The 22,823-nt window shown below is 71.5% G+C and carries 20 protein-coding genes; 10 read left to right on the top strand and 10 right to left on the bottom strand.

What is annotated here, in order from left to right; genetic code table 11:
• The 4 genes from DD1DGNOD_RS10625 to DD1DGNOD_RS10610 form a co-directional block, all read left to right on the top strand.
• On the top strand, positions 1 to 1,458 hold a 1,458-nt coding region (locus DD1DGNOD_RS10625; RefSeq protein ID WP_206443078.1), incomplete at its 5' end, for an MFS transporter.
• Positions 1,459 to 1,648: 190 nt separating this feature from the next.
• Entirely contained in the window at positions 1,649 to 2,713 is a 1,065-nt protein-coding gene (locus tag DD1DGNOD_RS10620) for an SRPBCC family protein (protein ID WP_131767546.1), read from the top strand.
• On the top strand, positions 2,710 to 3,918 hold the full coding sequence (locus tag DD1DGNOD_RS10615; RefSeq protein WP_430827794.1) for a cytochrome P450: 1,209 nt from the start codon (positions 2,710 to 2,712) through the stop codon (positions 3,916 to 3,918). Before DD1DGNOD_RS10620 ends, DD1DGNOD_RS10615 begins: the two co-directional genes overlap by 4 nt.
• Positions 3,915 to 4,208, top strand: a complete 294-nt coding sequence (locus DD1DGNOD_RS10610) for a ferredoxin (protein ID WP_131767548.1) — start codon at positions 3,915 to 3,917, stop codon at positions 4,206 to 4,208. The genes DD1DGNOD_RS10615 and DD1DGNOD_RS10610 overlap by 4 nt, the downstream gene beginning before the upstream one ends.
• Here DD1DGNOD_RS10610 and DD1DGNOD_RS10605 read toward each other — a convergent pair.
• Entirely contained in the window at positions 4,162 to 5,385 is a 1,224-nt protein-coding gene (locus DD1DGNOD_RS10605; protein ID WP_131767549.1) for a transposase domain-containing protein, read from the bottom strand. The two genes, DD1DGNOD_RS10610 and DD1DGNOD_RS10605, sit on opposite strands and share 47 nt — an antisense overlap.
• 348 nt (positions 5,386 to 5,733) lie before the next feature.
• Here DD1DGNOD_RS10605 and DD1DGNOD_RS10600 point away from each other — a divergent pair, with 348 nt between their 5' ends.
• The 4 genes from DD1DGNOD_RS10600 to DD1DGNOD_RS10585 all read left to right on the top strand — a co-directional run bounded on the left by DD1DGNOD_RS10600 (position 5,734) and on the right by DD1DGNOD_RS10585 (position 10,306).
• On the top strand, positions 5,734 to 7,395 hold the full coding sequence (locus tag DD1DGNOD_RS10600) for an ABC transporter substrate-binding protein (protein ID WP_241255636.1): 1,662 nt from the start codon (positions 5,734 to 5,736) through the stop codon (positions 7,393 to 7,395).
• Positions 7,396 to 7,444: 49 nt separating this feature from the next.
• Complete coding sequence (locus DD1DGNOD_RS10595; RefSeq protein WP_131767551.1) at positions 7,445 to 8,431, top strand: ABC transporter permease; 987 nt, start codon at positions 7,445 to 7,447, stop codon at positions 8,429 to 8,431.
• Positions 8,407 to 9,324, top strand: a complete 918-nt coding sequence (locus DD1DGNOD_RS10590; protein ID WP_131770009.1) for an ABC transporter permease — start codon at positions 8,407 to 8,409, stop codon at positions 9,322 to 9,324. The genes DD1DGNOD_RS10595 and DD1DGNOD_RS10590 overlap by 25 nt, the downstream gene beginning before the upstream one ends.
• 61 nt (positions 9,325 to 9,385) lie before the next feature.
• Positions 9,386 to 10,306 carry a glutathione S-transferase C-terminal domain-containing protein gene (locus tag DD1DGNOD_RS10585; RefSeq protein WP_131770008.1) on the top strand — a complete coding sequence of 307 codons (921 nt, stop codon included), beginning with the start codon at positions 9,386 to 9,388 and terminating at the stop codon, positions 10,304 to 10,306.
• A gap of 178 nt (positions 10,307 to 10,484) precedes the next feature.
• On the opposite strand, the gene DD1DGNOD_RS10580 is transcribed toward DD1DGNOD_RS10585, so the two are convergent.
• Positions 10,485 to 11,318, bottom strand: a complete 834-nt coding sequence (locus DD1DGNOD_RS10580; RefSeq protein ID WP_165035093.1) for an SDR family oxidoreductase — start codon at positions 11,316 to 11,318, stop codon at positions 10,485 to 10,487.
• Positions 11,319 to 11,393: 75 nt separating this feature from the next.
• Positions 11,394 to 12,215: an AfsR/SARP family transcriptional regulator gene (locus DD1DGNOD_RS10575; protein WP_206443077.1), complete on the bottom strand. Its 822-nt coding sequence runs from the start codon at positions 12,213 to 12,215 to the stop codon at positions 11,394 to 11,396.
• A gap of 338 nt (positions 12,216 to 12,553) precedes the next feature.
• On the opposite strand from DD1DGNOD_RS10575, the gene DD1DGNOD_RS10570 reads away from it, so the two are divergent.
• Both DD1DGNOD_RS10570 and DD1DGNOD_RS10565 read left to right on the top strand, forming a co-directional pair.
• Positions 12,554 to 13,282, top strand: a complete 729-nt coding sequence (locus tag DD1DGNOD_RS10570; RefSeq protein ID WP_131767555.1) for an SDR family NAD(P)-dependent oxidoreductase — start codon at positions 12,554 to 12,556, stop codon at positions 13,280 to 13,282.
• An 11-nt stretch (positions 13,283 to 13,293) separates the two neighbouring features.
• Positions 13,294 to 14,268, top strand: a complete 975-nt coding sequence (locus DD1DGNOD_RS10565) for an aromatase/cyclase (protein ID WP_131767556.1) — start codon at positions 13,294 to 13,296, stop codon at positions 14,266 to 14,268.
• 97 nt (positions 14,269 to 14,365) lie between these two features.
• Here DD1DGNOD_RS10565 and DD1DGNOD_RS10560 read toward each other — a convergent pair whose 3' ends face one another.
• The 7 genes from DD1DGNOD_RS10560 to DD1DGNOD_RS10530 all read right to left on the bottom strand — a co-directional run bounded on the left by DD1DGNOD_RS10560 (position 14,366) and on the right by DD1DGNOD_RS10530 (position 22,791).
• Positions 14,366 to 15,373 carry a hypothetical protein gene (locus DD1DGNOD_RS10560; RefSeq protein ID WP_206443076.1) on the bottom strand — a complete coding sequence of 336 codons (1,008 nt, stop codon included), beginning with the start codon at positions 15,371 to 15,373 and terminating at the stop codon, positions 14,366 to 14,368.
• A gap of 338 nt (positions 15,374 to 15,711) precedes the next feature.
• Complete coding sequence (locus DD1DGNOD_RS10555; RefSeq protein ID WP_283234675.1) at positions 15,712 to 16,914, bottom strand: acyl-CoA desaturase; 1,203 nt, start codon at positions 16,912 to 16,914, stop codon at positions 15,712 to 15,714.
• Positions 16,915 to 17,012: 98 nt separating this feature from the next.
• The gene (locus tag DD1DGNOD_RS10550) at positions 17,013 to 18,068 is read right to left on the bottom strand and encodes a ferredoxin reductase (RefSeq protein WP_131770007.1); all 1,056 of its coding nucleotides are present in this window, start codon (positions 18,066 to 18,068) and stop codon (positions 17,013 to 17,015) included.
• 131 nt (positions 18,069 to 18,199) lie between these two features.
• Positions 18,200 to 19,951 (bottom strand): SDR family oxidoreductase, encoded by a 1,752-nt coding sequence (locus DD1DGNOD_RS10545; protein ID WP_131767557.1) that lies wholly within the window; start codon positions 19,949 to 19,951, stop codon positions 18,200 to 18,202.
• Entirely contained in the window at positions 19,948 to 20,811 is an 864-nt protein-coding gene (locus DD1DGNOD_RS10540; RefSeq protein ID WP_206443075.1) for a M24 family metallopeptidase, read from the bottom strand. Before DD1DGNOD_RS10540 ends, DD1DGNOD_RS10545 begins: the two co-directional genes overlap by 4 nt.
• A 32-nt stretch (positions 20,812 to 20,843) precedes the next feature.
• Positions 20,844 to 21,863, bottom strand: a complete 1,020-nt coding sequence (locus DD1DGNOD_RS10535) for a PDR/VanB family oxidoreductase (protein ID WP_131767593.1) — start codon at positions 21,861 to 21,863, stop codon at positions 20,844 to 20,846.
• 73 nt (positions 21,864 to 21,936) lie between these two features.
• Positions 21,937 to 22,791: a metal-dependent hydrolase gene (locus tag DD1DGNOD_RS10530; RefSeq protein ID WP_131770006.1), complete on the bottom strand. Its 855-nt coding sequence runs from the start codon at positions 22,789 to 22,791 to the stop codon at positions 21,937 to 21,939.
• Positions 22,792 to 22,823: the final 32 nt, after the last annotated feature.

The following is a 22,823-nucleotide window of genomic DNA, read 5'->3' as shown; positions in this document are numbered from 1 at the left end:
GCGCCTGCCCCCGCCCCCACTTCCGCCCCGTTACCGCGCCGCGTGCCCGACGGCGTGGTAACGGCGCTGGCCTGCCTGGGCCAGTTCATGGTCGTACTCGACGTGTCCATCGTGAACGTGGCGCTGCCGTCGATCCGCGACGCGCTCGGCTTCTCCACCGCCGACCTGCCGTGGGTCGTCAACGCCTACACCCTGACCTTCGCCGGCTTCATGCTGCTCGGCGGGCGGGCCGCCGACCTGTACGGCCGCAAGCGCGTCTTCGTCGCGGGCGTCACTCTGTTCACCGCGGCCAGCGTGCTGGGCGGAGCCGCACCCTCGGCCGGGGTACTGGTCGCGGCGCGGGCGGTGCAGGGCCTGGGCGCGGCGATCCTGGCCCCCTGCACGCTGACCATCCTGACCACGACCTTCCCCGAGGGCGCCCGGCGCGCCCGGGCGATCGCCGCGTGGACCATGGTCGGCGCGGTTGGCGGCGCCGCGGGGGCGATCCTCGGCGGCCTGCTCACGGACTACCTCGGTTGGCGGTGGATCCTGCTGGTCAACCTTCCGGTGGGGGTTGCCGTCGTGGCCGGCTCGCTGCTGTGGCTGGCCGACCTGCCGGGGCTGGGCGGGCGCAGCCTGGACGTTCCGGGCGCCGTCACGGTCTCCGCCGGGCTCACCGCGGCCGCGTACGGCATCGTCCAGGCGGGCAAGGACGGCTGGAGCCCGGTGGGGAGCTGGCTGCCGATCGTCGTCGGGGTGCTGCTGCTCGCGCTGTTCGTCGTGGTGGAGCAGCGGTTGGCGGCGGTGCCCCTGCTGCCGCTGCGGCTGCTGCGGTCGGCCCTGCGCACCGGGGCGAATGTCGTGATGTTCCTGCTGGGCGCCGGGTTCTTCGGGCTGCTCTACTTCGTCTCGCTCTACCTGCAGAACGTCCGCGGCTACAGCCCGGTGGAGGCGGGACTGGTCTTTGTGCCGCACGCGGTGGCCACGGTCGTCGGCGCGCGGACGGCGGCGCGCCTGCTGGCCGCGGGCCGCCGGCCGCCGGTGCTGATCTCGGCGGGGCTGCTGGTCTCGGCGACGGGTTTCGTCTGGCAGGCCGCGCTGCGGACGGACACGCTCGTCGCACTCGGTGTGATCGGCCCGGGCGTGCTGGTCTTCCTCGGCATCGGCGCCGCGCTGCCCCCGGTCGCCGTGACGGCCACGGCGGGCGTGCGGCCGCAGGACGCCGGTGTCGCCTCCGGCCTGGCCAACGCGGCCCGGCAGGTGGGCGGTTCATTCGGCCTGGTGGTACTGACCTCGCTGGCCGCCGCACACACCCGCTCCCAGACCGGCGGCTCCGGGCCGCATCCGAGCGGTGCGGCCCTCACCTCCGGCTACGACCTGGCCTTCCTCGCCTCCGCCGCGATCCTGGTGGGCTGCGTGCTGATCACGGTGCTGCTGCCCTGGCCGCCGAGGCCGAAGCCGGCGGCATCGGAGGGTTGACCGGCAACCGACTGGCGGACGACCGAGGCGACCGGTAGGCGCTCGGCGGTGGTGGGCACCGGTCCGCGCGGTCGGCTCCAACCGAGTTCCAGCGGTCTTCTACGGCCGGGTGCGAGGTTCGGGGCGGGCCGGGTCGCCGCCAGAACAGCGGCCCGCCCCGCCCCGAACCACCGAATCGAGGACAGGCACTGTGGAGCCATCGACGCACCCCGGCACCAAGCACGCCGGGCTCCTCAAGGACCCCGAGCACGCCGAGCAGTCCGTCCGGGTACGGGCCCCCGCGGACGCCGTGCTCGCACTGCTGACCGACCTCCGGCTGTGGCCGGTGCTGTTCGAACCCGTGGTGTACGCCGAGCCCGGGCCGGCCGCGGACCCGAACGGCCCGGCTGCGCTGTGGACGCGTGCGGGCGAGCGGCACGTCGTCCGCTGGAGCGGCACCCAGTCCGTCCGGGCGGACGAAGGGGTGGTCGACTTCCGCTGGTCGGCGCGTCCGCAGGGCGCCGAAGCGCCAGGATCCGCCGGCGACGCGCCGGCCGCCAGGTCCGCCGGCTCCACAGAGCTCGCCGGGCGGTGGTCGGCGCAGCCGCTGCCGGCCGGCGGGACGCTGCTGACGCTCCGTCTGGCCGCCGCGCCCGCGGACATCTCCTTTCTCGGCCCGTCCTTCGTACGGACCCTGCGTGAGCGCGCCGAGGCCGGGCGGGCAGCGGCCGACCTGGTCTTCACCTTCCAGGACACCGTCCGGGTGCGGGGCCACGCGGCCGATGTGTACACCTTCCTGCGGGACGCCGGCCGCTGGCCCGGCGCGGTCTCGCACATCGCCTCCGTCGAGCTGAGCGAACCGGTCCCCGGGGTGCAGCACGTGCTGAGCGGGATCAGGGCGGCGGACGGAACGGTTCAGCAGGTGCCCTCGCTGCGGCTGTGCCTGCCGCCCGACCGGGTGGTCTACACGCCGCTGACCGTGCCGCCGTTCGCGTCGGCGCACCTGGGCGAGTGGATCGTCACCGAAGCGGAGAACGGCACCGTGTCCGTGACCGGGCGGCACACGGTGGCGCTGCGCCCGAATCGGATCGCCACCGCTTTCGGCCCCGGTGTCACCGCCGACGACGCCCGCCGCCGGGTCCGTGTCGTGCTGGGTGCGCACAGCCTCGCCACCATCGACGCCGCCCGTGCCCACGCCGAAGCCGCCGTGGAGGCGGCCGGGTCCGCATCCCCGTTCGTGTCCGGGTCCCGTTCCACGTCCCCTGTCGGAGGATGACGATGTCTCAGCCCACGCGGACCGCGCAGCCGCTCGCCTTTCCGCCGGAACGGCCCGACCCGCTGGCCCCTCCGCCCGAGTACGCACTGCTGCGGACGGACCGTCCGGCCGCACGGATCACCCTCTACGACGGCACGCCCGCGTGGCTGCTGACCCGTTTCGAGGACGTCCGCAGCGTCCTGTCCGACCTGCGGTTCAGCGCCGACGCGCGGCGTGACGGGTTCCCCTTCGTCTCCGCGGCGGTACGCGCCAGCGTCGGCGGGCGCACCCCGTTCTTCCGGATGGACCCGCCCGAGCACGACCGCATCCGGCGCATGCTCAGCCGCGACTTCATGGTCAAGAGCATCGACGCGCTGCGGCCGCGCATCCAGGAGATCGTCGACGCCGCGCTCGCCGACCTGCTGGCCGGGCCGCAACCGGCGGACCTGGTTCAGAACTTCGCGCTGCCGATCCCGTCTGCGGTGATCGCCCGGCTGCTCGGCGTGCCCTACCAGGACCACGACTTCTTCCAGACCAACGGCCGTCGGATGCTCACCCGGTCCAGCACGCTGGAACAGAGCGCCCAGGCCGTGGTCGACCTGCGCGAGTACATCGGGGAGTTGGCCCGCAGGCGCCGCGAGAAGCCCGGCGACGACGTGCTCAGCCGGCTGGTGGTGGAGCGGGAGCTGACCGGGGAACTGGATCATGAGGACGTCAAGAGCACCGGGCTGCTGCTGCTCGTCGCCGGCCACGAGACCACCGCGAACATGATCGCGCTGAGCGTGGCGACGCTGCTGCGCCACCCCGATCAGTTGGCCACGCTGCGGGCGGACCCGCTGCTGCTCACGGGCGCGGTGGAGGAGCTGCTGCGGTTCCTGTCGGTGGTGCACAGCGGGGTGCCCCGCGTAGCGCTGGAGGACGTGGAGATAGCAGGGGTGACGATCCGCGAGGGTGAGGGGGTGATCGCGTCGATCCCGGCTGCGAACTGGGACCCGGCGCAGTTCGCGTCGCCCGGGGAACTCGACATCCTGCGCGACGCCCGCCGCCATGTCGCCTTCGGGTTCGGCATCCACCAGTGCCTCGGCCAGCCGCTGGCCCGCGCCGAGTTGGAGATCGCGCTGCGGACGCTGCTGTTGCAGGTGCCGGGGCTGCGGCTTGCCGACGGCGCGGAGTTCGCGCCCGAGAAGGCCGTGTACGGGCTGCACCGGCTGCCGGTGGTCTGGTGAGCGGCGGCTCGCCGGCGGAGGTGTCCGTCGACACCGGTACGTGCATCGGCTCCGGGCAGTGCGTACGCCTGGCCCCCGCGGTGTTCGCCCAGCGTGACGAAGACGGCCTGGTCGCGCTCCTGGTCGCACGCCCGGTCGGCCCGCAGCGCCGGGACGCGGAGACGGCGGCGGCCCTGTGCCCGTCGGGCGCGATCCGGCTCGTGCCGCCCCCGGACGCCGGAAAGCAGCGCTCGCGCCCGGACGTCAGACGATTCGGCGGACCGGCTGCGGGCCCTGGCCGTGAGCGGTGAAGCGGGGTGCCGCCGCCGCGGCGGCCGTACCGCGGCCCGGCAGGTCCCCGCGCAGCAGCACGGTGATCGCCTGGTGGACGAGCAGGTGGCCCCACACCTCCTGGCGAACCCCGCTCGCCGAGCGGGACCGCAGCATCGGTACCGGCCCGGGCCGCCCCGGCCCGCCGTCGGCTCCGCCGGGGGCGGCGGGCCGGGCGCGGCCGGGGCCCTGCGCGGCCAGGTCGGCCAGCGCCTCGCGGAACCGCCAGCGCCTCGCGTACAACTCGACGAGTTCGGCCGCGGGGGCGCGCGCCGGGTCGAGCAGGCTGGTGACCAGGCGGACCGGCGTGCCCGCGACGGTGCACTCCACGACGCGGACGGGCACCGCGACGCCCGTCTCGTCCTCCTCGCCCGCGCAGTCGCCGGCGCCGTCCAGCACACAGCGGTACGAGCCGTCGGGCAGCACGGCGTGGGGGGACAGCGCGGTGTCGGCGGGCGCGGCCCACAGCAGTTCCACGCCGTGCTCGCGGGCCACGCACCAGGACCGGACGCCGACCGTGCCGAAGTCGGCGAGCAGCAGTTCGTTCCCGGCCAGGGCCCTCAGCAGCGGCCAGGTCAGCGCGGCCCCGGCGCCGGCGTCCGGGCCCAGCCGGGCGTCGACGACGGCCTGGGTCGACTCGTCGGCGAGTGCCGCGACACGCAGGCACGGCGGGCCTTCGCCCGCGGCCGGATCGCGGCCGAAGGCGGCCAGGTTCTCCTCGGAGTCCGGTGCCTCGATGCGGAGCGTGTCCAGGGACAGCACGCGCAGCCCCCGGTAGGTGGGCGGACCGGCCACCCGCGCGGCTGTGGCACGGAAGAGCGCCTCCAGCGGCTCGGCGCCGAGCCGGGCCCGGGCCCGGGACAGCGCGGCGGCTGTGGGCACCGGGCAGGTGGTCGGCCGGCCCAGGCTCCATATCAGCCCTTGGGACAGCAGCCGCGCAACCCGCTCGTACTTAAGACCGGGAAACAGGCTCAGCGCCAGCACGAAGTACACCACCACCCGGGACGGCAGCAGCCGGGTGCGCATCTGGGTCCTGCCGGTGTCGGCGAGCACCCCGTCGACGACGTCGGCGGGGAAGGCCCTGGTGAGCATGGCGACGGCGATGCGGTCGGCGAGCGAGTCGCCCGCGTCGGGGCTCGTCGTGCCGCTCAGCTCCATATCCAGTTCTCCGTTCCTATTTCCGGTGGCGCGGGGCCGTTAAGTCAACAGCCTCCGGCTGGCGGCGTCAATTGTCACTGGCTTAGTCCCGAATAGTCACGGTAGTCTCCTGACGTGCCCGTGGGAGTCGTAATTCTGATGCGCCGCCTGGACGTCGACCTCGTCCGACAGGCAAGCGCGCTCTGTCACTGAGCAACCGAGCACACCCCGGTACCACCAGTCGCCACGCCGAGGGCTGCGGCCCCTGATTTCCGTGCCCGCATTCGGCCCGTACGCGTGTCGACCGGCGCCCGCCACGATGAGGCGCCAGTGATTTCCTCTCCGCAACAATCCGCTTCAGGAGTATCCATGTTTCGCCAGCCGAGCCCTGCTGTTCCCGTGCGCAGCAGACATATTGGAGGGCCGGGCCGCCGAATTCTGCCCGGAATGGTGGTGCTGTGCCTGGGGCTGGCTGCCTGCTCGTCGAACGACGGCGGCGGGGCGTCGCCGGGCGGCTCGGGCACCGCGCGCAGCGGCGGGACGCTGACGGTCGCGGTGGCGAGCAAGCCGCTGTGCCTGGACCCGCAGAACAACAGCTCCAACGGCAACACCGCGATCAGCCGCCAGTTGGTGTCCTCGCTCACCGACCAGGACCCGGCCACCGGGAAGATCGTGCCGTGGCTGGCCTCGAAGTTCGAGGCCAGCGCGTCGGCCACCGAGTTCACCTTTACACTGCGTGCCGGGGCGACCTTCAGCGACGGCGAGCCGGTGGACGCGGCCGCGGTCAAAGCGAACTTCGACACCATCGTCAAGCTCGGCGCCGTGGACGCGGTCGCCGCCAGCTACCTGGCCGGCTACCAGGGCACCACCGTGGTCGACAGCCACACCGCGAAGGTCACGTTCTCCCGTCCCAACGCGCAGTTCCCCCAGGCCACCTCGACGGCCGCGCTCGGGCTGCTCTCCCCCGCATCATTGGCCCGCACCCCGGACGACCGCTGCCAGGGCCGCGGCCTCGCCGGCGCGGGCCCGTTCGTGCTGAAGGACACCGTGCAGGGCCAGGAGATCCGGCTTACGCGGCGCACGGACTACGCGTGGGGCTCGCCGGTGTGGAAGCACCAGGGCGCGGCCTACCTCGACGGCATCGACTACAAGGTGGTGCCCGAGTCCGGGGTGCGCGTCGGCAGCCTGCTCTCCAGCCAGGTCGACGCGGTCATCGGGATCGACGCACGGGACGAGCAGCGGCTCGCCTCCGGCAGTGCCACCGAGCTGTCCCGGCCGGTGCCGGGCGTCACATACAACCTGACAGCCAACACCCAGCGGCCGCTGCTGGCCGACGCGTCCGTCCGCAAGGCCCTCACCAAGGGCATCGACCGCGCCACCATCGTCAGGACGCTTCTCACTGACCGCTACCATCCGGCTACCAGCATCCTGACCTCCAGCACGCCCTCGTACGCCAACCTGTCGGCCGATCTGGCCTACGACCCGTCAGGCGCCCGCGTCCTGCTGGACGCGGGCGGCTGGCAGGCGGGCAGCGACGGGATCCGTACCAAGGACGGCAAGCGGCTGACGCTGTCGCTGATCTACCCGGGAGTCGACACCGCCAGCCGCAACGTGCTCCAACTGGTCCAGTCCCAGCTGAACGCGATCGGCGTGGACGCTCAGCTCAACGGCCTGCCGCTGAACCAGCTCGCGCCCGACCAGGAGGCCGGCCGGTACGACCTGCTGTGGTTCGGCCTGACCCGCGCCGACCCCGACGTGCTGTCGACCGTCTTCTCCACCACAACCAAGAACCGCGCCCACCTGCCCGCCGGCAACCCGCTGGACACGCTGCTCGCGAAGCAGTCCGAGACGATCGACGCCGCCGAGCGCACGGCCCTGGTCGAGCAGGCGCAGCGGCAGATCGTCCAGCAGGCGTACGCGATCCCCGTCTACGAGCAGACCCAGTCCGTGGCGTTCACCGGGCGTGTGCTCGGCGTGGCCCTGGACGGCTCCGCGCAGCCGGCGTTCTTCGACGCCTGGCTCGCGAACTGACCCGCCAGGGGTACCGGCCGGACAGCACGGATCAGAAGAGGCGCGGAACATGACGGTACGTCACCTGCTGCTGCGGCTGCTGCACGCGGTGGTCACCGTGTGGGCGACGTTCACACTCTCCTTCGTCCTGCTCTACCTGCTGCCGGGGGACCCGGTCGCCATCATGCTCAGCGGCCAGGGCGGTGCCGCCAACGCCACCCCCGCCCAGGTACACCAACTGCGGGCCGCCTACGGCTTCGAGCGCCCGCTGCCGGAGCAGTACGCCGACCGGCTATGGGCGGCCCTCCATGGCGACCTGGGCCGCTCGGTGCAGAGCGGCGACACCGTCACCCACACCTTCGCAGCTGCGCTGCCGCAGACCCTGGCCCTCGCGGGGACGGGTCTGGCGCTGGCCGTGCTGCTCGGGGTGGGCACGGCGCTGGCCGCGACCGCCACCCGGTCGCGGCGGCTGTCGCGGCTGCTGCTGTCGGCGCCCGCGCTGGGGGTGTCCTTCCCGCAGTTCGTGGTGGGCCTGGTGCTGCTGGAGGTGGTGTCCTTCCGGTGGAAGCTGCTGCCCGCCTTCGGCCACACCGGCGGCACCGGGCTGGTGCTGCCCGCGGTCACCCTGGCCGTTCCGACGGCCTCACTGATCGCGCAGCTCTTCGCCCGGAGCCTGGCCGACGCCCTCCGGTCGCCCTACGTCGCCACCGCCCGGGCCAAGGGGGCCGGGCGGGCCAGGGTGCTGCTGCGGCACGCCACCCGCAACGCTGTCCTGCCGCTGCTGTCGCTGCTAGGGCTGATCACCGGCAGTCTGCTGGCCGGCTCGGTGGTGGTGGAGACGGTGTTCTCCCGCAACGGCTTCGGCCGGATCACCGCGGCCGCGGTCGAGGCGAAGGACATCCCGGTGGTGCAGGGCGCGGTGGTCGTCAGCGCCCTGGTCTTCGCCGCCGTCAACCTCGCCGTCGACCTGGTGACACCGCTGCTCGACCCGCGCCTGGCCGAGCGGCCCGCAACGGGAAGGGGCAGCCTCGGATGGCTGAGACCACGATCGGCCTGAACCCTCCCGAGGCCGCCCATGACACCGCCCACGAGGCCGCCCGCGGCGGCACCCGCCTCCCCGTGGCGCTGCGGGCGGCGCTGCGGGGCGTGTGGCGCAGCCCGGGGCTCACGCTGTCGGTGCTGGTGCTGGTGCTGGTGCTGGTGCTGGCCTGGGCGTTCTTCCCCACGGTGTTCTGCTCGCACGCGCCGCTGGCCACCGCGCCCGACCGCGCGCTGCTCCCGCCGAGCGGTGCGGACTGGTTCGGCACCGACTACCTGGGTCGGGATGTCTGGTCCCGGGTGGTGCACGCCTCGTCGCTGTCGCTGCGGGCCCCGGTGATCGCGGTCGGGCTCGCGCTGGCCGGCGGTGCCGCGATCGGCCTGACCGCGGGCACCCTCGGCAGCTGGGTCGACGCCCTGCTGATGCGGATGGTCGACACGGTGCTGGCCGTTCCGGCGATCCTGCTGTCGCTGACCGTCGTCACCGCGCTGGGCACCGGCACCGCGCACGCGGCGATCGCCGTGGGCCTGGCGGGCATCGCGGGCTTCTCCCGGATCGTCCGCGCCCAGGTGCTCAAGGCCCGGCAGGAGCCGTACGTGGAGGCCTCGACCGCCGCGGGCGTGCGGGGTCCCGTGGTGCTGCTGACCCATGTGCTGCCGCACGTGTGCGGCCCGGTGCTGGCGCTGGCGGCACTGGAACTGGGCACCGCGGTGCTCTCGGTGTCCGCGCTGAGCTTCCTTGGCCTCGGGGCGCAGCCACCCACGCCGGAGTGGGGCGCGATGGTCTCCGAGGGCCGCGACTACCTCGGTACCGCCTGGTGGCTGACCGTGCTGCCGGGCCTGACCATCGCCGCCGTCACCGTGGCGGTCAACCGGATCGCCCGCGCCCTCACCCCGGGTGGCCGGCCGTGACACGCCGTCCGGTGTCCCGCCCTTCGTCCCGTTCGTCCGTCCGAGCCCTCACGGAGTACCCATGACACAGGTGCACTTCCCCGAGCAGCCCCCGATCGTGCCCGACAGCGCCTGCGCGCCCGAGGCCGAGTTCTGCGACCAGGCCCCGGCGACCCCGGCCCGCGACGTGGAGAGGCTGCGCGGGCGGATCACCGCCGACGGCTCCAGCGGCTACCGCGCCGAACCCGGCCGCTACCACGTCTACGCCGCCTGGGGCTGCTCGTGGTCCTCGCGCGCCGCGGTCGTCCGCACGCTCAAGGGCCTCCAGGACGTGGTCTCGCTGTCATACGTCGACGACTCCGCCGACGAGCGCGGCTGGATCTTCGACGGCGAGTCCGGACCGGATCCGATCAACAGCTTCTCCCGGCTGCGCGATGCGTACGAGGCGACGGTGCCGGGCTGGCCGGGCCGCGCCTCCGTGCCAGCGCTGTGGGACCGGGAGGGCGGGAGGATCATCAGCAACGAGTCGGGTGCGATCAGCCTGGACCTCAGCACACAGTTCGACGCCTGGGCCGACCCGGACGTCGACCTCTACCCACGGGCGCTGCGCTCGCAGATCGACGCCTTCAACGCGTGGCTGCACCAGGACGTCAACAACGCCCTGCACCGGGTCGGGAACGCGGCGGACCCGGCCGAGCACGCCCGTATCCTGCGCGTGCTCTTCGACCGTTTCGACACCCTGGAGGAGCGGCTACGCGGCCGGCGCTACCTGTTCGGGCCGACCGTCACCGAGCCCGACGTGCGGCTGTGGCTGTCGCTGGCCCGGCTGGACGTCGCCTACCCGGGGCTGCTGGCCACCAACACCGCCCGTCCGGAGGGCTTCCCGGCGCTGTGGGCCTACGCCCGCGACCTGTACACGCTGCCCGCCTTCAAGAAGGCGACGAACTTCGCCGTGATCCGCCAGAACTTCGCCGACAACTTCGACCAGTTGCACCCGGAGTAGGTCGTCCCCCGCTCGTCCCTGACCACCTGGACGGTGGCGGAGTGGAACACCCCGCACGGGCGGGAAGAGGTGGGGGCCGCACAACCCTGAAGCGATCACGCATTACCGGCCGGAGGCGGTCGGGCATTCACCGGATGTGTGCCCGACCACCCGGCGAGAATCATTCCCGACAGCAGGTTCAGCGGAATGCGTCCACGTGCCTGCGGGCCCATTCCCGGAAAGTCCGACCGGTTTTTCCGGTGATCTCGGAGTAGGTCGGAAGGACCGCGGGTGTCGTTTTCAGGTACTGCTTCTGTACGGGTACGTAAACCTCGATGAAACCCGGCGGAAGGCTCGGCCCGAGCACCGCGGGAGCCTGCTCCTCGGCGATCTCCTCGAAACGGATCTCCTGCCCGGTCTCCTCGCGCAGCACCTCCACCTGCTCCCGCACAGTGATGATCTCCGGCCCGGTCAGTGTGTACGTGCGCCCCTCGTGGCCGGGGTCGAGCAGCGCGCGCACGGCCACCTCGGCCAGGTCGGCGGGGTCGAGCAGGGGCGCGGCCAGCTGCGGGAACAGCGCGCGGACCACACCCTCGGCGCGGATCGAACCCGACCAGCGCAGCGCGTTGGAGGCCAGGCCGCCGGGCCGCAGGAACGTCCAGGACACGCCGAGGGCACCGACCACCTGCTCGCCGAGCAGGTGCTTGCGGTACAGCGGGTTGTCGAGGCCGCCGAACTCCTCGACGGCCTTGGAAGACAGCAGGACCACCCGCTCCAGCGGCAGGCCGCGCGCGGCCTCGGCGAAGCCCGCGCCGCCGTCCTCGGCGATCAGCAGGAACACCCGCTCCACGCCGTCCAGCGCCGACCGCACGGCCACGGGGTCGCGCAGATCGCCGAAGACGACCTGCACCCCGCTCGGCCAGCTCCTGCCGGTGTCCCGCCGCAGCAGGACCCGCACCTGCTGGCGCGCCTCGACCAGGCCGTCCACCACGCCCCCGGCCGCGCTGCCCCCCGCTCCTGTCACCAGGATCACCACCGGCTCCGCCCCTCCTTCAGGTCGTCCAGATCGTCGTTGCCCGTCGTCGGCCGCCCGCCGGGTTGTCCCAGCTCAGGTGCCGGTCCGCTGCATCGCGAGGTCGAGCGAGAGCCCGTGCTCGCCGACCTCGTGGGAGTCCAGCACCGGGTCCGCGCGCAGCACCGCGTGGTAGAGCTGCTGGAGCCGCATCGACGGGTCCAGGCCGAGCTCGCGCCGCAGCATCGTCCGCAGCCGCAGGTAGACACCGAGCGCGTCGGCCGGGCGGCCGGAGCGGTAGAGCGCCACCATCAACTGCGCGTGGATGTTCTCGTTGACCGGATGGGCTGCGGCGCGGCCGACCAGTTCGCCGAGCAGCAGGTGGTGCCGCCCCAGCCGCAGGTCGGACTCCACCCGCCGCTCCCACGCGCCGAGCCGGGCCTCCTCCAGCGCCCGCGCGTGCATCTGGAGCATCGGGCCGAGCTGCACGTCGACTAGGACGTCGCCACGCCACACCGCCAACGCCTGCGCCAGCAGTTCGGTCGCCCGCTGGTGCTGGGCGCGCTCCTGGGCCCGCTGGCCCTCGCGTACGAGCATTCCGAACCGGAAGGCGTCCACATCCTCGGGGCTGACCTGCAGCGCGTACCCGTAGTCGTGCGTGGTCAGCACCGACCGGGCGGCGGCGAGCGAGCCGACCCCGGGCACCCGGGCGAGCGCCTTGCGGATGTGCAGCACGTACGTCTGCAGCGTCGACATCGCCGACGCCGGCGGGTCGCTGCTCCACAGCTCCTCGATGCAGGACGCCGCCGACAGCACCCGGTTCGCGTTCAGCACCAGCAGGGCCAGCAACTGCTTGGGTTTGGGGGCGCTCGGCAGGAAACTCTGCCTCTCCGTCCCCAGGATGAGCGGACCCAGCACACCGAATTCCATAGCCACCGCTACCCGACACCCTCCGCCGCACGGAATAACCGGCAAATGCCACTGGCATCCACAGCCCTGAGCAGATATACCGTTCGAACATGACTGTAGAACACAGGGTGAACCAGCGTCCAGAGTTGGACCGCCCCGCGGCAGGAGTGAAAAACAACTGCACAGCGCTGACCAGAATTTCTGCGTGCGTGATTTTCCTCAGTGCAACAGTGCCGTAAAAATTCTTACGAAAAAAGACCGACCGCCGACCGGTTCTCCAGCGGTCCTCCACCGCACGGCGCGAAGGTGGCGCGAGGCCACGGCCCGCAGCCACGACGGGAGGACCCATGAGCGAGCGTCGCACAGCACTGGTGACCGGATCGTCCTCGGGGATCGGGGCTGCGGTGGCCCGCCGGCTGGCCCGGGAGGGCTACCGGGTGGCCGTCAACTCCGCGCGTTCGGCGGACGCTGGCGAGGAGGTCGCCAAGAACCTGCCGGACGCGGCCTACTTCCAGGCCGACATCTCCGATCCGCAGCAGGCACGGCAGTTGGCGGCCGACGTCGTCGAGCGGTTCGGCCGGTTGGACGTCCTGGTGAACAACGCCGGTACGACCCGCTACATCCCGCACGCCGATCTGGAGTCCGTCACCCCCGAGGTGTGGCGGGAGATCCTCGACGTCAACCTGATCGGCACCTGGCAGCTGACCGTGGCCGCGGTGCCATACCTGCGGGCCACCGGGGACGGCAGCATCGTCACCGTCTCCTCCATCGCCGGCTCCCGGCCGGCCGGCAGCTCCATCCCGTACGCCGTCAGCAAGGCCGCGCTGGAGCACCTGACGCGCCTGCTGGCCGGGGTACTGGGGCCCGAGATCCGGGTCAACGCGGTGGCACCCGGACTGATCGACACCGAGTGGACCGCCTCGCTGACCGGTCCGCGCGAGCAGGTCGCCGCACTGGCCCCGCTGCGGCGGATCGGCACGGTCGACGACGTCGCGGAGGCCGTGCTCGGCCTGATCCGCTCCCCCTACAGCACCGGCAGCGTCCTGCTCGCCGACGGCGGGACGCACCTGAGGTGAGGAGAACCCACATGAGCCGTCCGACCGTCCGCAACACGCTACACACCGTCGACGTCGATGCCCCGCCCGAGCTGGTGTACGGGCTGCTCGCCGACGCCACCCAGTGGCCGCACCTCTTCCCGCCCACCGTGCACGTCATCCGCGAGGACGCCGGCCCGCAACGCGAGCGGCTGCGCATCTGGGCGCTGGCCGACGGCCGGCTGAAGTCCTGGACGTCACTGCGCGAACTGCCCGCCGGACAGCTGCACATCGCCTTCCGCCAGGAGGTGAGCGCGCCGCCGGTCGGGTCCATGGCGGGCAGTTGGGAGATCACCGCGCGGGCCGGCGGCGGTAGCCGGATCGTACTCGGCCACCGCTTCACCGCCGTGGCCGACGACCCCGATGGGCTGCGCTGGATCGAGGAGGCCACCGACCGCAACAGCACCAGCGAGCTCGCCTCACTGCGGGCAATCGCCGAAGAGGTCGCCGACGGCACCCGGCATGGCGAACTGCTGCTGTCCTTCGAGGACTCGGTGCTCGTGCAGGCCCCGCCGCAGGTCGTTCACGACTTCCTCGACCGCGCCGACCTGTGGCCGCAGCGGCTCGCGCACGTGGCGCGCGTCGCCCTTACGGAGGACGAGCCGGGCCAGCAGGTGCTGGAAATGGACACCCGCGCGCCGGACGGCACGACACACACCACCCGTTCCTTCCGCGTCAGCCTCGCGCCCCACACGCTCGCGTACAAGCAGACCACGCTGCCCGACGCGCTCACCGTGCACACCGGCCGCTGGGTGCTCGACCCATACGCCGAGGGCGACGTCACGCACACCCGGGCCACCTCCCGGCACACCGTACGGCTCCACCCCGAGCGTGCCATCGCGCTGCCGGGTGTGCGCACGCTCGCCGACGCGCGCGCGGCAGTCCGCGCCGCGATCGGAGGCAACAGCCTGGCGACGCTGCGGACCGCCAAGCAACACCTGGAATCGGCGCGGCTCAGCGCCGGCTGAGGTGCCCGCGGGCCGCCCAGCCCCGGGCACCCGCTGGCTCGCACCAGACAGCCAGACATGGCCTGACCTTTGGTAACTACGAGTGACCGGGGGAGTGTCAGGGGATCTTGATCGGTAATCTCCAGAGTAAGGCCGTGACCTGCAGAGACGCTTGAACATCGCTGTCCGTTACACCGTTTCTTGGGCAGACCCTGACCGGCGCCCCCGGCGGGGTTCTGCCAGCATCTGTACGCCGACCGCCGCAGCACAGAGAGGCGATAGCTGACACTCTCGGCAACCGTCGGGACATCCCGCCGGCGTCGGGGCTGGGGAGTTTGCCGAAGGTGTCGTCGATGTAGATGGCTTCGAGCGTGAGCAGGTCGAGGAAACGCTGGTCGTGGCGTGCGGCGGCGGATCGCACGGCGGGGGTTTCGCGCCACGGTCCCGGGGTGTCGGGGTGGAACGGCCCGCCGATTGCGTACTTGCGTTCGGTGAACAGGCGAACGGCGGTGGCGATGTCGGGGATGTGGGGACGGGAGAGGGTCTCGAAAACGCCGGGTAGGCCCGTGGGGTTGGGTATGGCCCACCGGTCGTCGGTCCGGACGTGGAATCCGAGACCGGGGACGTCGGGGTTGCCGGAGGCGCCGAGGATGCTGAGCCGGTCGATGCCGTCGAAGGTCCAGCCGCCGAGGCCGAGCGCGCCGAGCAGCAGGTGGCCGTTGTGGACACTGATGATCAGTTCGGCGCTGGCTTCGGCAAAAATGTACTGCTCGACGAACGACAGCGGGAACGGCTCGTCGGCGTGGCGTAGCTCGCCGAAGTCGTCGACGCCGGGGATGGCCCGGTGGTTGATGTCGTCGTGGACGGCGTCCCCTTCTGCAGGAAGAACGCGGGGTTGGCGATCAGGTGTTGGGTGAAGTCGGCGACCGGGATCACGAGCAGTGAGCCGGGACGGTTGGCGATCCAGGTGTTGTGGCCTTCGAGGTAGGGCTCCTCGCGGGGCAGGTGGATCCGCTCGGGTGACAGCTGCCGGTAACGAGCGACGGTGGCCGCGAGCCAATGGTCGAGGTCGACTCGGCCGTCGACGATCGTCGAGAACCATGGCTCCCGCCGAGGACAGGCACACTACCTGTCCTTACACCTGCTGTCCTTACGCTTGGAGCGCGCCGGCTGCATCTCGTCGCGCCGGTGGTGTCGAGGACGGATTCCACCGTATTCCCACCGGAATCGAGATGTGAAACGGCGTGGACCGGGCGAGGAGCATGCCGGGTCTCGTGACCGTCACGAACGAGGACGTTCGTGACCGGCCGATGGGTCATGGAAGCGCATGTGGGTCGTGGAGGCTGGGTCATGGAGGCATATTGCCGACGTTTTCCGTATCAGGCGCCGTTACCTCTCGGCTCGGGTGTCTGTGGCGCTGCGACAGCCGAGGGCCCCGGCTCCTGCGGACGGTAGGTAGGCACGCTACAGGTGGCTCTCGGCGATCCGCACGGAGACGACCAACCGGGAGGTGACCAGTCCTGATGCGACCAGTCCTGATGCGATCTCCCTGCCGGTCAGCCCGACCGTGGCCAGGGCCGCGAGGGGAAGGTCCTCGACGGTCGCGATGGGCTTGTTCTTCGTTGGCAGCGAGAACTTGAGGATCTTCTTCTCAACGGAGAAGAGCTGCTTGGACAGCCGGCCGGTGTTGTAGCGCAGGCCGTAGCGCTCACATATCTCCCGGACCTCGGCAGCGATTTCAGGGTAGCGGCGGGCGGGGATGTCGGGGAACAGGTGGTGCTCGATCTGATGGGACAGGTTGCCTGCCATGACGTGGAAAAGCTTGCATCCGATGATGTTGGAGGAGCCGAGCAGTTGGCGGTAGTACCAGTGGCCGCGGGTCTCGTTCTCCGCCTCCTCTTCGGTAAACGTGGCGACGCCCGCCGGGAAGTGGCCACAGAAGATGATGTTAAAGGCCCAGATGTTGCGGACCAGGTTCGCGAGCGCGTTACCGGCCAGTGTGGTCAGGAGGAAGGGGCCGGTGAGCAGCGGGAAAAGGATGTAGTCCTTGAGCGTCTGGTTGCGGACCTTGTGCAGCATTTCGCGGTGCAGGGGCTTGGTCTCGGCCCAGGTTCTCTCGCCGGCGAAGATTTTCTCAGCCTCCAGATCATGGAGGAGTACGCCCCATTCGAATAAGATCATCAACAGGAAGGCGTAGAGCGGGTTGCCGAGATACTTCGGCCTCCACTCCTGGTTCTCCTGCATGCGCAGGATGCCATAGCCGAGGTCACGATCCTTGCCGATGATGTTGGTATATGTGTGATGTATGTAATTGTGGGAGTATTTCCACTGCACGCTGGGACAGACGGTGTCCCACTCATACATACGGGAGTTCAGGCCGGGGTCATCCATCCAGTCGTACTGGCCGTGCATGACGTTGTGGCCGATCTCCATGTTGTCAAGGATCTTGCTCACGCTGAGCGAGACGACCGCGAGCGGCCAGGCCGGCGGCACGTAGAAGAGCGCGCGGCCTGCGACCTCGAAGGCGCGCTGGGCCTTGACGACCTTGCGGATGTATGCCGCGTCCTTCTCGCCGAGGTCGGCGATGACCCGCTGCCGGATCGCATCCATCTCGGCGCCGAATACCTCGATCTGTTCAGGGGTGAGCATGGTGGATTGAGTGGTCACGATGGGCTCCTTCTCCGATTTCTCGCCGATTTCGTCTGCGGCGGTGCGTTCGTTCGCGTGCGCGATTGAGGCACACGAGTCCGGGCGTGGTGGATGGGTCAGATCTCGACGGCGCAGTTGCCGACGGGGATGGACACGCAGATGCGGATGTCTTCGTCGGGCAGGCTCGACTCCTCGCCGGTGAGCACATTGCGGACAGTGCCCTCGGCCTTATGGGATGTACACGAGAAGCAGATGCCCATGCGGCAGCCGAACTCGGGAGTAAGCCCGGCGGCCTCGGCCTGCTCGAGCAGGGTGGTCCCGGTGTTGGCCGCGGTGGCGCCGGCCTTGGTGAAGGTCACCTCGCCCCCGGCCGTGCCACGAAGGACAGGCGTCTTGAAGTACTCCACGCGCAGCTTGTCGCCACCGTCGTAGGCGGCCTGGATTTTCTCGACCAGGCCCGCCGGGCCGCAGGCCCAGGTATCGACGTCCGGGTAGTCCGGCACGAGCCGGGACAGCTCCATCGGCGTGAAGAACCGGCCGCCCTGCCCGGGGTAGACCAGGTGGACATGGACGTTCGGAGGCAGTTCGGCGAGCTCGTCGGCGAAGATCTGGTGTGCCGGTGACTGTGCGTAATGCAGAAACGTGATGGTGCCGCCGTAGCCGCGGCGCAGCAGTGTGCGGACCATCGACATCACCGGGGTGATGCCCGAGCCGCCGGAGATGAACAGCAGTCGGTGCGGCAGCGGCTCGGGCATCGTGAACCCACCGGCCGCCTGCGAAAGGTGGACGATCGTGCCCGGCCGGGCGCATTCGACGAGGTATTTGGAGACGACGCCGTCAGGGTTGGCGCGCACCGTGATCGTGATGCGGTCGCCGCGGCCGGACTCGGGCGAGGAGACCGAGAAGCACCGGATACGACGGGCACCGTCGATCTCGACGCCGAGCTGGACGTACTGGCCGGCGAGGTGGCCGTTCCAGGTCCTGGTGGGCTGGAGAGTGATCGTGGCGACCGGGGCACCGGCCCGGGTCTCGGTCGCCACGCGGACGACCCGGGCGCGGACCTCCTTCGCCGCCCACATCGGGTTGACCAGCTCGAGGTACCGGTCCACGCTGTGCGGCCAGGTGAGGGCCGCCACTACCGGGGACCGCAGGAGGGTCTGGACGAAAGTCATGGATGTCTTCTCCATGTTTGGGTGACACGCGAGCGCCACACACTGCGCACTATGATCATCTCGTCCCATCCCGTACGCGGTGCACGAGGGCCGGGGCCCGCGGTGGGGTGGGCAGGCGGGCGAGGGCACCGTCAGCCGAGGTCGAAGCGGGCGGCGGCGCGCAGCAGGGCCGGGGAGAGACGGGCGAGGAGGCGGGCGGCCCTGGCCTCGACGGTGACCGGGACGACGGCCTTGTTCTGGCGGACGGCGCGCAGGATCTGCTGGGCGACCTTGTCCGGGGGGAAGTTACGCCTGGTGTAGAGGGCGGAGATGCGGTCGCGGGTGGCGTCGAGCCGGTCGGCGGACCGGCCGGAGAAGGTGGTGGTGCGGGTGATGTTGGTGTTGACGATGCCGGGGCAGATGGTGGTGACGCCGATGCCGGCGGGGGCGAGTTCGGCGCGCAGGCAGTCGGAGAGCATGTAGACAGCCGCCTTGCTGGTGGCGTAGGCGGCGAGGATCTTGCTGGGCAGATATGCGGCGGCGGAGGCGAGGTTGACGATGTGGCCGCCCTCACCACGGTCGACCATGAGGGTGCCGAAGGCACGGCAGCCGTGGATGACGCCCCCGAGGTTGACCTCCAGGATGCGCTGCCACTCCTTCTCGGTGGTCTGCAGGAAGGTGCCGCAGTGGCCGACGCCCGCGTTGTTGACCACGATGTCGGGGACGCCGTGGGCTGCGGCGACTTCGGTGGCGAAGGTGTCGACGGCGGGGCCGTCGGAGACGTCGACGCGGTAGGCGTGGGCGGTGGCACCGAGCAGGCGGGCGAGTTCGGCGGTGCGTTCGGCGGTGGCCAGGTCGAGGTCACAGACCACGACGTCGGCGCCGTGCTCGGCGAAGGCCAGTGCGGTGGCGCGGCCGATGCCGCTGCCGCCACCGGTGACAACGGCCAGCTTCCCGGCGAAAGGCCCCCGCCCCCCTCGCGCACCGTAGGCCCGGTCCAGTACGGGGGACGCGGGCGCACCGTCGGTGCGCGAGACGATTTCCTTGATCATTCGTGCCACGGTGGGGCCTTTCTCCAGTAGTGCGGACCAGTGCCCGGCCGGCAGGGTGCGCCGCCACAGGTACGGCGCCCAGCGGTCGAGGTCGTCACCCAGAGCGGGACTGACGTAGTGGTCCCGGGTGATGGTGATCAGCTGCACCGGTATGGCGGTCGGGCGCTGCCGTGGGCGTAGGAGGAGGGGCAGCATGTTGGCCCGGTACAGCGCGATGCCGCGTACGGCGTCGGCGGCAAGGGTGGGCTGCGGGTGGCCGGCTCGCGGGGCGACCCCTTCGGTAGACGACAGCACGCGGCCCCACCCCGCGGCCAGGCCCAGCCGCCAGGCGGCGGGGGCGAGCAGCGGCGCGTGGAAGACGCCGATGTACCACGAGTGCGCGGCCTGGGCGAGGAGTTGGCCGATGTGGCGCGGGGTGGGGCGGGTGAGACGTCGTCGAACCCAGTGGCCGACGTGGTCCAGGCAGGGACCGGACAGGGAGGTGTATGAGGCGATGCGGCCCGCCGAGCGTGGGTCGGTGACGGCCTCCCAGGACTGGATGGACCCCCAGTCGTGGGCGGCGAGGTGTACCGGCCGGTCCGGGCTGACCGCGTCGGCCACGGCGAACAGGTCGTCCGCGAGCTGCGGCAGCCGGTAGCCGCGCACACCCGCCGCGGCCCCGGAGGCCCCGGCGCCGCGCACGTCGTAGCGCACGACGTGGTGACCGTCGGCGGCGAGGGTGGCGGCGACATCGTCCCAGATGTGGTGGGTGTCGGGGTAGCCGTGCACGAGCAGTACCGTCGGCCGGGCGGGGTCGCCCTGCTCGTACACGGCCAGCGGCACGCCGGCCGAGATGACCGTACGGTGTTTCATCGGGCGTCCGATCGGGTGTGTGCCTGCTGCCAGCGGCGCACGTGTGGCAGGTCGTCGTCGAGCCAGTGGGCGTCGTCCTCGGTGACCACCAGTAACTCCTCGAACTTCAGCCCCACCTCGCGGAATCCGACGTGCGGCTCGACCGCCCACAGCCCCGGCGTGGGCGCGTGCCGCGAGGAGCGGCCGTCGGCCCACAGCGGCGAACGGCCGTGCAGGCGCTCGCTGACGAGCTCGCGGCCGAGGGTCTCCAGCGTTCGTACCCCGAAGCCGAGGACATTGACTCCGGCGGGCCCGCGGGCGGTCATGCGGGTGACCTGATGGCCGATGACCCGTCCCGGATAGACCTTGTGCCGGTTGTCGTAGCCGTGGTGGGCGATGAGCGCGTCCACGGAAGCGTAGATGTCGTTGAGCGGTTTGCGCTGCCGCACCTCACGGAGGATCAGCTCGCGGTATTCGCGCAGGTCAAAGGCAATCTTGTCCCAGATGGGATTGTCGCCGACCTTGCCCGCGTAGCCGATGTCGGCGGTGTAGCCGTCGACGACGGGAGCGCAGTCGAGGATGTACGGCATGCCTTCTTCCAGCTTCCGCCGGCCCGCGAAGAACTGCAGCGGCGTCTGGAAGTGCCGAAAAGCAGTACGGTCGCCGAACCAGGCGAAGGGGATGTGGAAGAAGTCCTGGACGCCTTCGGCGACCAGCTCCCGGCGGAGCCGGGCAGCGACCTGACATTCGGTCACTCCAGGTTCCAGCCAGGCTGCGACGCGCTCGGCGCAGCCGTAGGCGAGCTGTTGCAGCTCACGGAAGCGGTCGAGGTCGCTGCTGTCGTACGGGAAGGCCGGTGCGGCCTGGGCCTGCATGGTCATGGGCGTCGCCTTCCGGTCGTGCGTGTATGGGGTCACAGGTCCAGGACGAGGCGTTCGCCCGCGGGTGCGCGGGATACGCAGACGAGCATCGCGCCGCCGGCGCGCTCGGCGTCGGTGAGGCGGTGGTCGCGGTGCTCGACCAGTCCGGTGAGGACCCGCTGGCGGCAGATCCCGCAGAGTCCCCGCCGGCAGGAGTACGCGGCCGCGGGGACGGCCTCCCTGAGCACGTCCAGGGCGGACCGGTCGGCGGGGACGGGCAGCGCGCGCCCGCTGCGGGCCAGGTGCAGCTCGAAGGGGTGGCCACCCCGGATCGGGGCGGGGGCGAATCGCTCACAGTGCAGGGCCGTTGCGGGGCTCGCGTCGAAGGCCGCCTTGATGCCGTCGAGCATGGGGACTGGGCCGCAGGCGTAGACGGCGGCCCCGGCCGGGGCGCGGCGCAGCAGGTCGGCGGCAGCGGGGATCCCGTGCTCCTCGCCGGAGACGATCTCGATCCGGCCACCGAGCTGCCGCAGTTCGTCGGTGAACGGCAGGCGGGCGCGGCTACGACCGGTGTACACAAGCCGCCAGTCCAGGCCGCGCCGCGCGGCCTCGCGGGCCATCGGCAGGATGGGAGTGATGCCGATGCCGCCCGCGATGAACAGCACGCAGGGCTCGGCGGCGAACGGGAAGGCGTTGCGCGGCCCGCTCACGGTGAGCCGGGTGCCCTCCGGCAGGGCGTCGTGTACTTCCACCGATCCGCCGCCGCCCGTCTCGATGCGGCGTACCGCGATCCGATAGGCGGCACGGTCGGCGGGGTCACCGCACAGGGAGTACTGGCGTCGGCGGCCGGACGGCAGGTGCAGGTCGAGGTGGGCGCCGGGCCGCCAGGCGGGCAGCGCCGCACCGTCGGGGGCGGCCAGGCGCAGGCAGACGACGTCTTCGGCCTCGGCGCGGCGGGTGGCCACCACGAGGTTGCGCGGGGGCGCGTTCGCCGCAGCGGGCCGACAGCGGCGGCGCGGCCGGGTGGACAACGGGAAGAACGCGTCGCCGAAGGCGGCCAGTACCCGCATCATGCGGTCGGCACGGGGTCTGCCGTACAGGTCGGGGGGAAGGGAGCGGCTCACGGGTCCGGGTCCTGCTCGAACGTCAGTGGGCGGCGGCGCGGGCAGCCGGGGACGTGGCGAGGTAGGCGACCGCCTGCCGGGTCGAGCCCTCCTGGGTGGGGTGGTAGCCGCGCCTGACGTAGCGCGCCCCGGAGCACACAGCCGCACCGGGGCTTGGCAGCAGCCCGCGCCGCGAAGCCGCGAGGAAGCCGCGCCAGCTCGCCTTCTGCCGTGGCCCGGCCGGCTGCGGATCGGCGGCCACCAGGAAGCGCGCTCCGCGGATCCACAGCCAGTACAGGGCAGGACCGGTGATCGCCATGGTGCGGATCCGCCGCGCGTAGCCCGGGTCCAGGTGTCTGAGCAGGTCGTACGCGACGCTGCGGTGCTCGACCTCCTCCGCGCCGTGCCAGCGCAGCAGGTCCAGCATCACCGGGTCGGCGCCGGCGAGGTCCAGGGCGTCCGCGTTGAGTACCCAGTTGCCGAGGAAAGCGGTGAAGTGCTCGACCGCGGCGATGATCGCAACCCGCTCGACGACATGCTCCCGGGCCCGCTCCGGCGTCAGTCCCGGGCGCTCCCCCAGCACCCGGTGGAACAGCCACTCGACCTGGCGTACGTACGGGCCCGGATCCAAGCCCTTGGCGAGCAGGTGGTCAAGCACTCCCTGGTGGGCCTGCGCGTGGATGGCCTCCTGCCCGATGAACCCGAGCACGTCCTCCCGCAGCCGGTCGTCGGTGATCAGTGGCAGGGCCTGCTTGAAGACGCGCACGAACCAGCGCTCGCCCGCGGGCAGCAGCAGATGCAGCACGTTGATGGTGTGGGTGGCTGTGGGCTCGCCCGGAATCCAGTGCATCGGAAGCCGTGACCAGTCGAAACGGACGTCGCGCGGCTGCAGGACCAGGTTGTCGTGCTCATGTACAGGGGACTCGGCAG

This window comes from Candidatus Protofrankia californiensis (assembly GCF_900634765.1).
Taxonomy (GTDB): domain Bacteria; phylum Actinomycetota; class Actinomycetes; order Frankiales; family Frankiaceae; genus Protofrankia; species Protofrankia californiensis.
This window is presented reverse-complemented; position numbering and strand designations above follow the sequence as displayed.

Coding starts and splice junctions, on each gene's coding strand:
- DD1DGNOD_RS10545 (WP_131767557.1), bottom strand. CDS start 19,951: ATGAAACACCGTACGGTCATCTCGGCCGGCGTGCCGCTGGCCGTGTAC.
- DD1DGNOD_RS10540 (WP_206443075.1), bottom strand. CDS start 20,811: ATGACCATGCAGGCCCAGGCCGCACCGGCCTTCCCGTACGACAGCAGC.
- DD1DGNOD_RS10585 (WP_131770008.1), top strand. CDS start 9,386: ATGACACAGGTGCACTTCCCCGAGCAGCCCCCGATCGTGCCCGACAGC.
- DD1DGNOD_RS10600 (WP_241255636.1), top strand. CDS start 5,734: ATGTTTCGCCAGCCGAGCCCTGCTGTTCCCGTGCGCAGCAGACATATT.
- DD1DGNOD_RS10565 (WP_131767556.1), top strand. CDS start 13,294: ATGAGCCGTCCGACCGTCCGCAACACGCTACACACCGTCGACGTCGAT.
- DD1DGNOD_RS10615 (WP_430827794.1), top strand. CDS start 2,710: ATGACGATGTCTCAGCCCACGCGGACCGCGCAGCCGCTCGCCTTTCCG.
- DD1DGNOD_RS10605 (WP_131767549.1), bottom strand. CDS start 5,385: ATGGAGCTGAGCGGCACGACGAGCCCCGACGCGGGCGACTCGCTCGCC.
- DD1DGNOD_RS10570 (WP_131767555.1), top strand. CDS start 12,554: ATGAGCGAGCGTCGCACAGCACTGGTGACCGGATCGTCCTCGGGGATC.
- DD1DGNOD_RS10595 (WP_131767551.1), top strand. CDS start 7,445: ATGACGGTACGTCACCTGCTGCTGCGGCTGCTGCACGCGGTGGTCACC.
- DD1DGNOD_RS10550 (WP_131770007.1), bottom strand. CDS start 18,068: ATGACTTTCGTCCAGACCCTCCTGCGGTCCCCGGTAGTGGCGGCCCTC.
- DD1DGNOD_RS10535 (WP_131767593.1), bottom strand. CDS start 21,863: ATGATGCGGGTACTGGCCGCCTTCGGCGACGCGTTCTTCCCGTTGTCC.
- DD1DGNOD_RS10590 (WP_131770009.1), top strand. CDS start 8,407: ATGGCTGAGACCACGATCGGCCTGAACCCTCCCGAGGCCGCCCATGAC.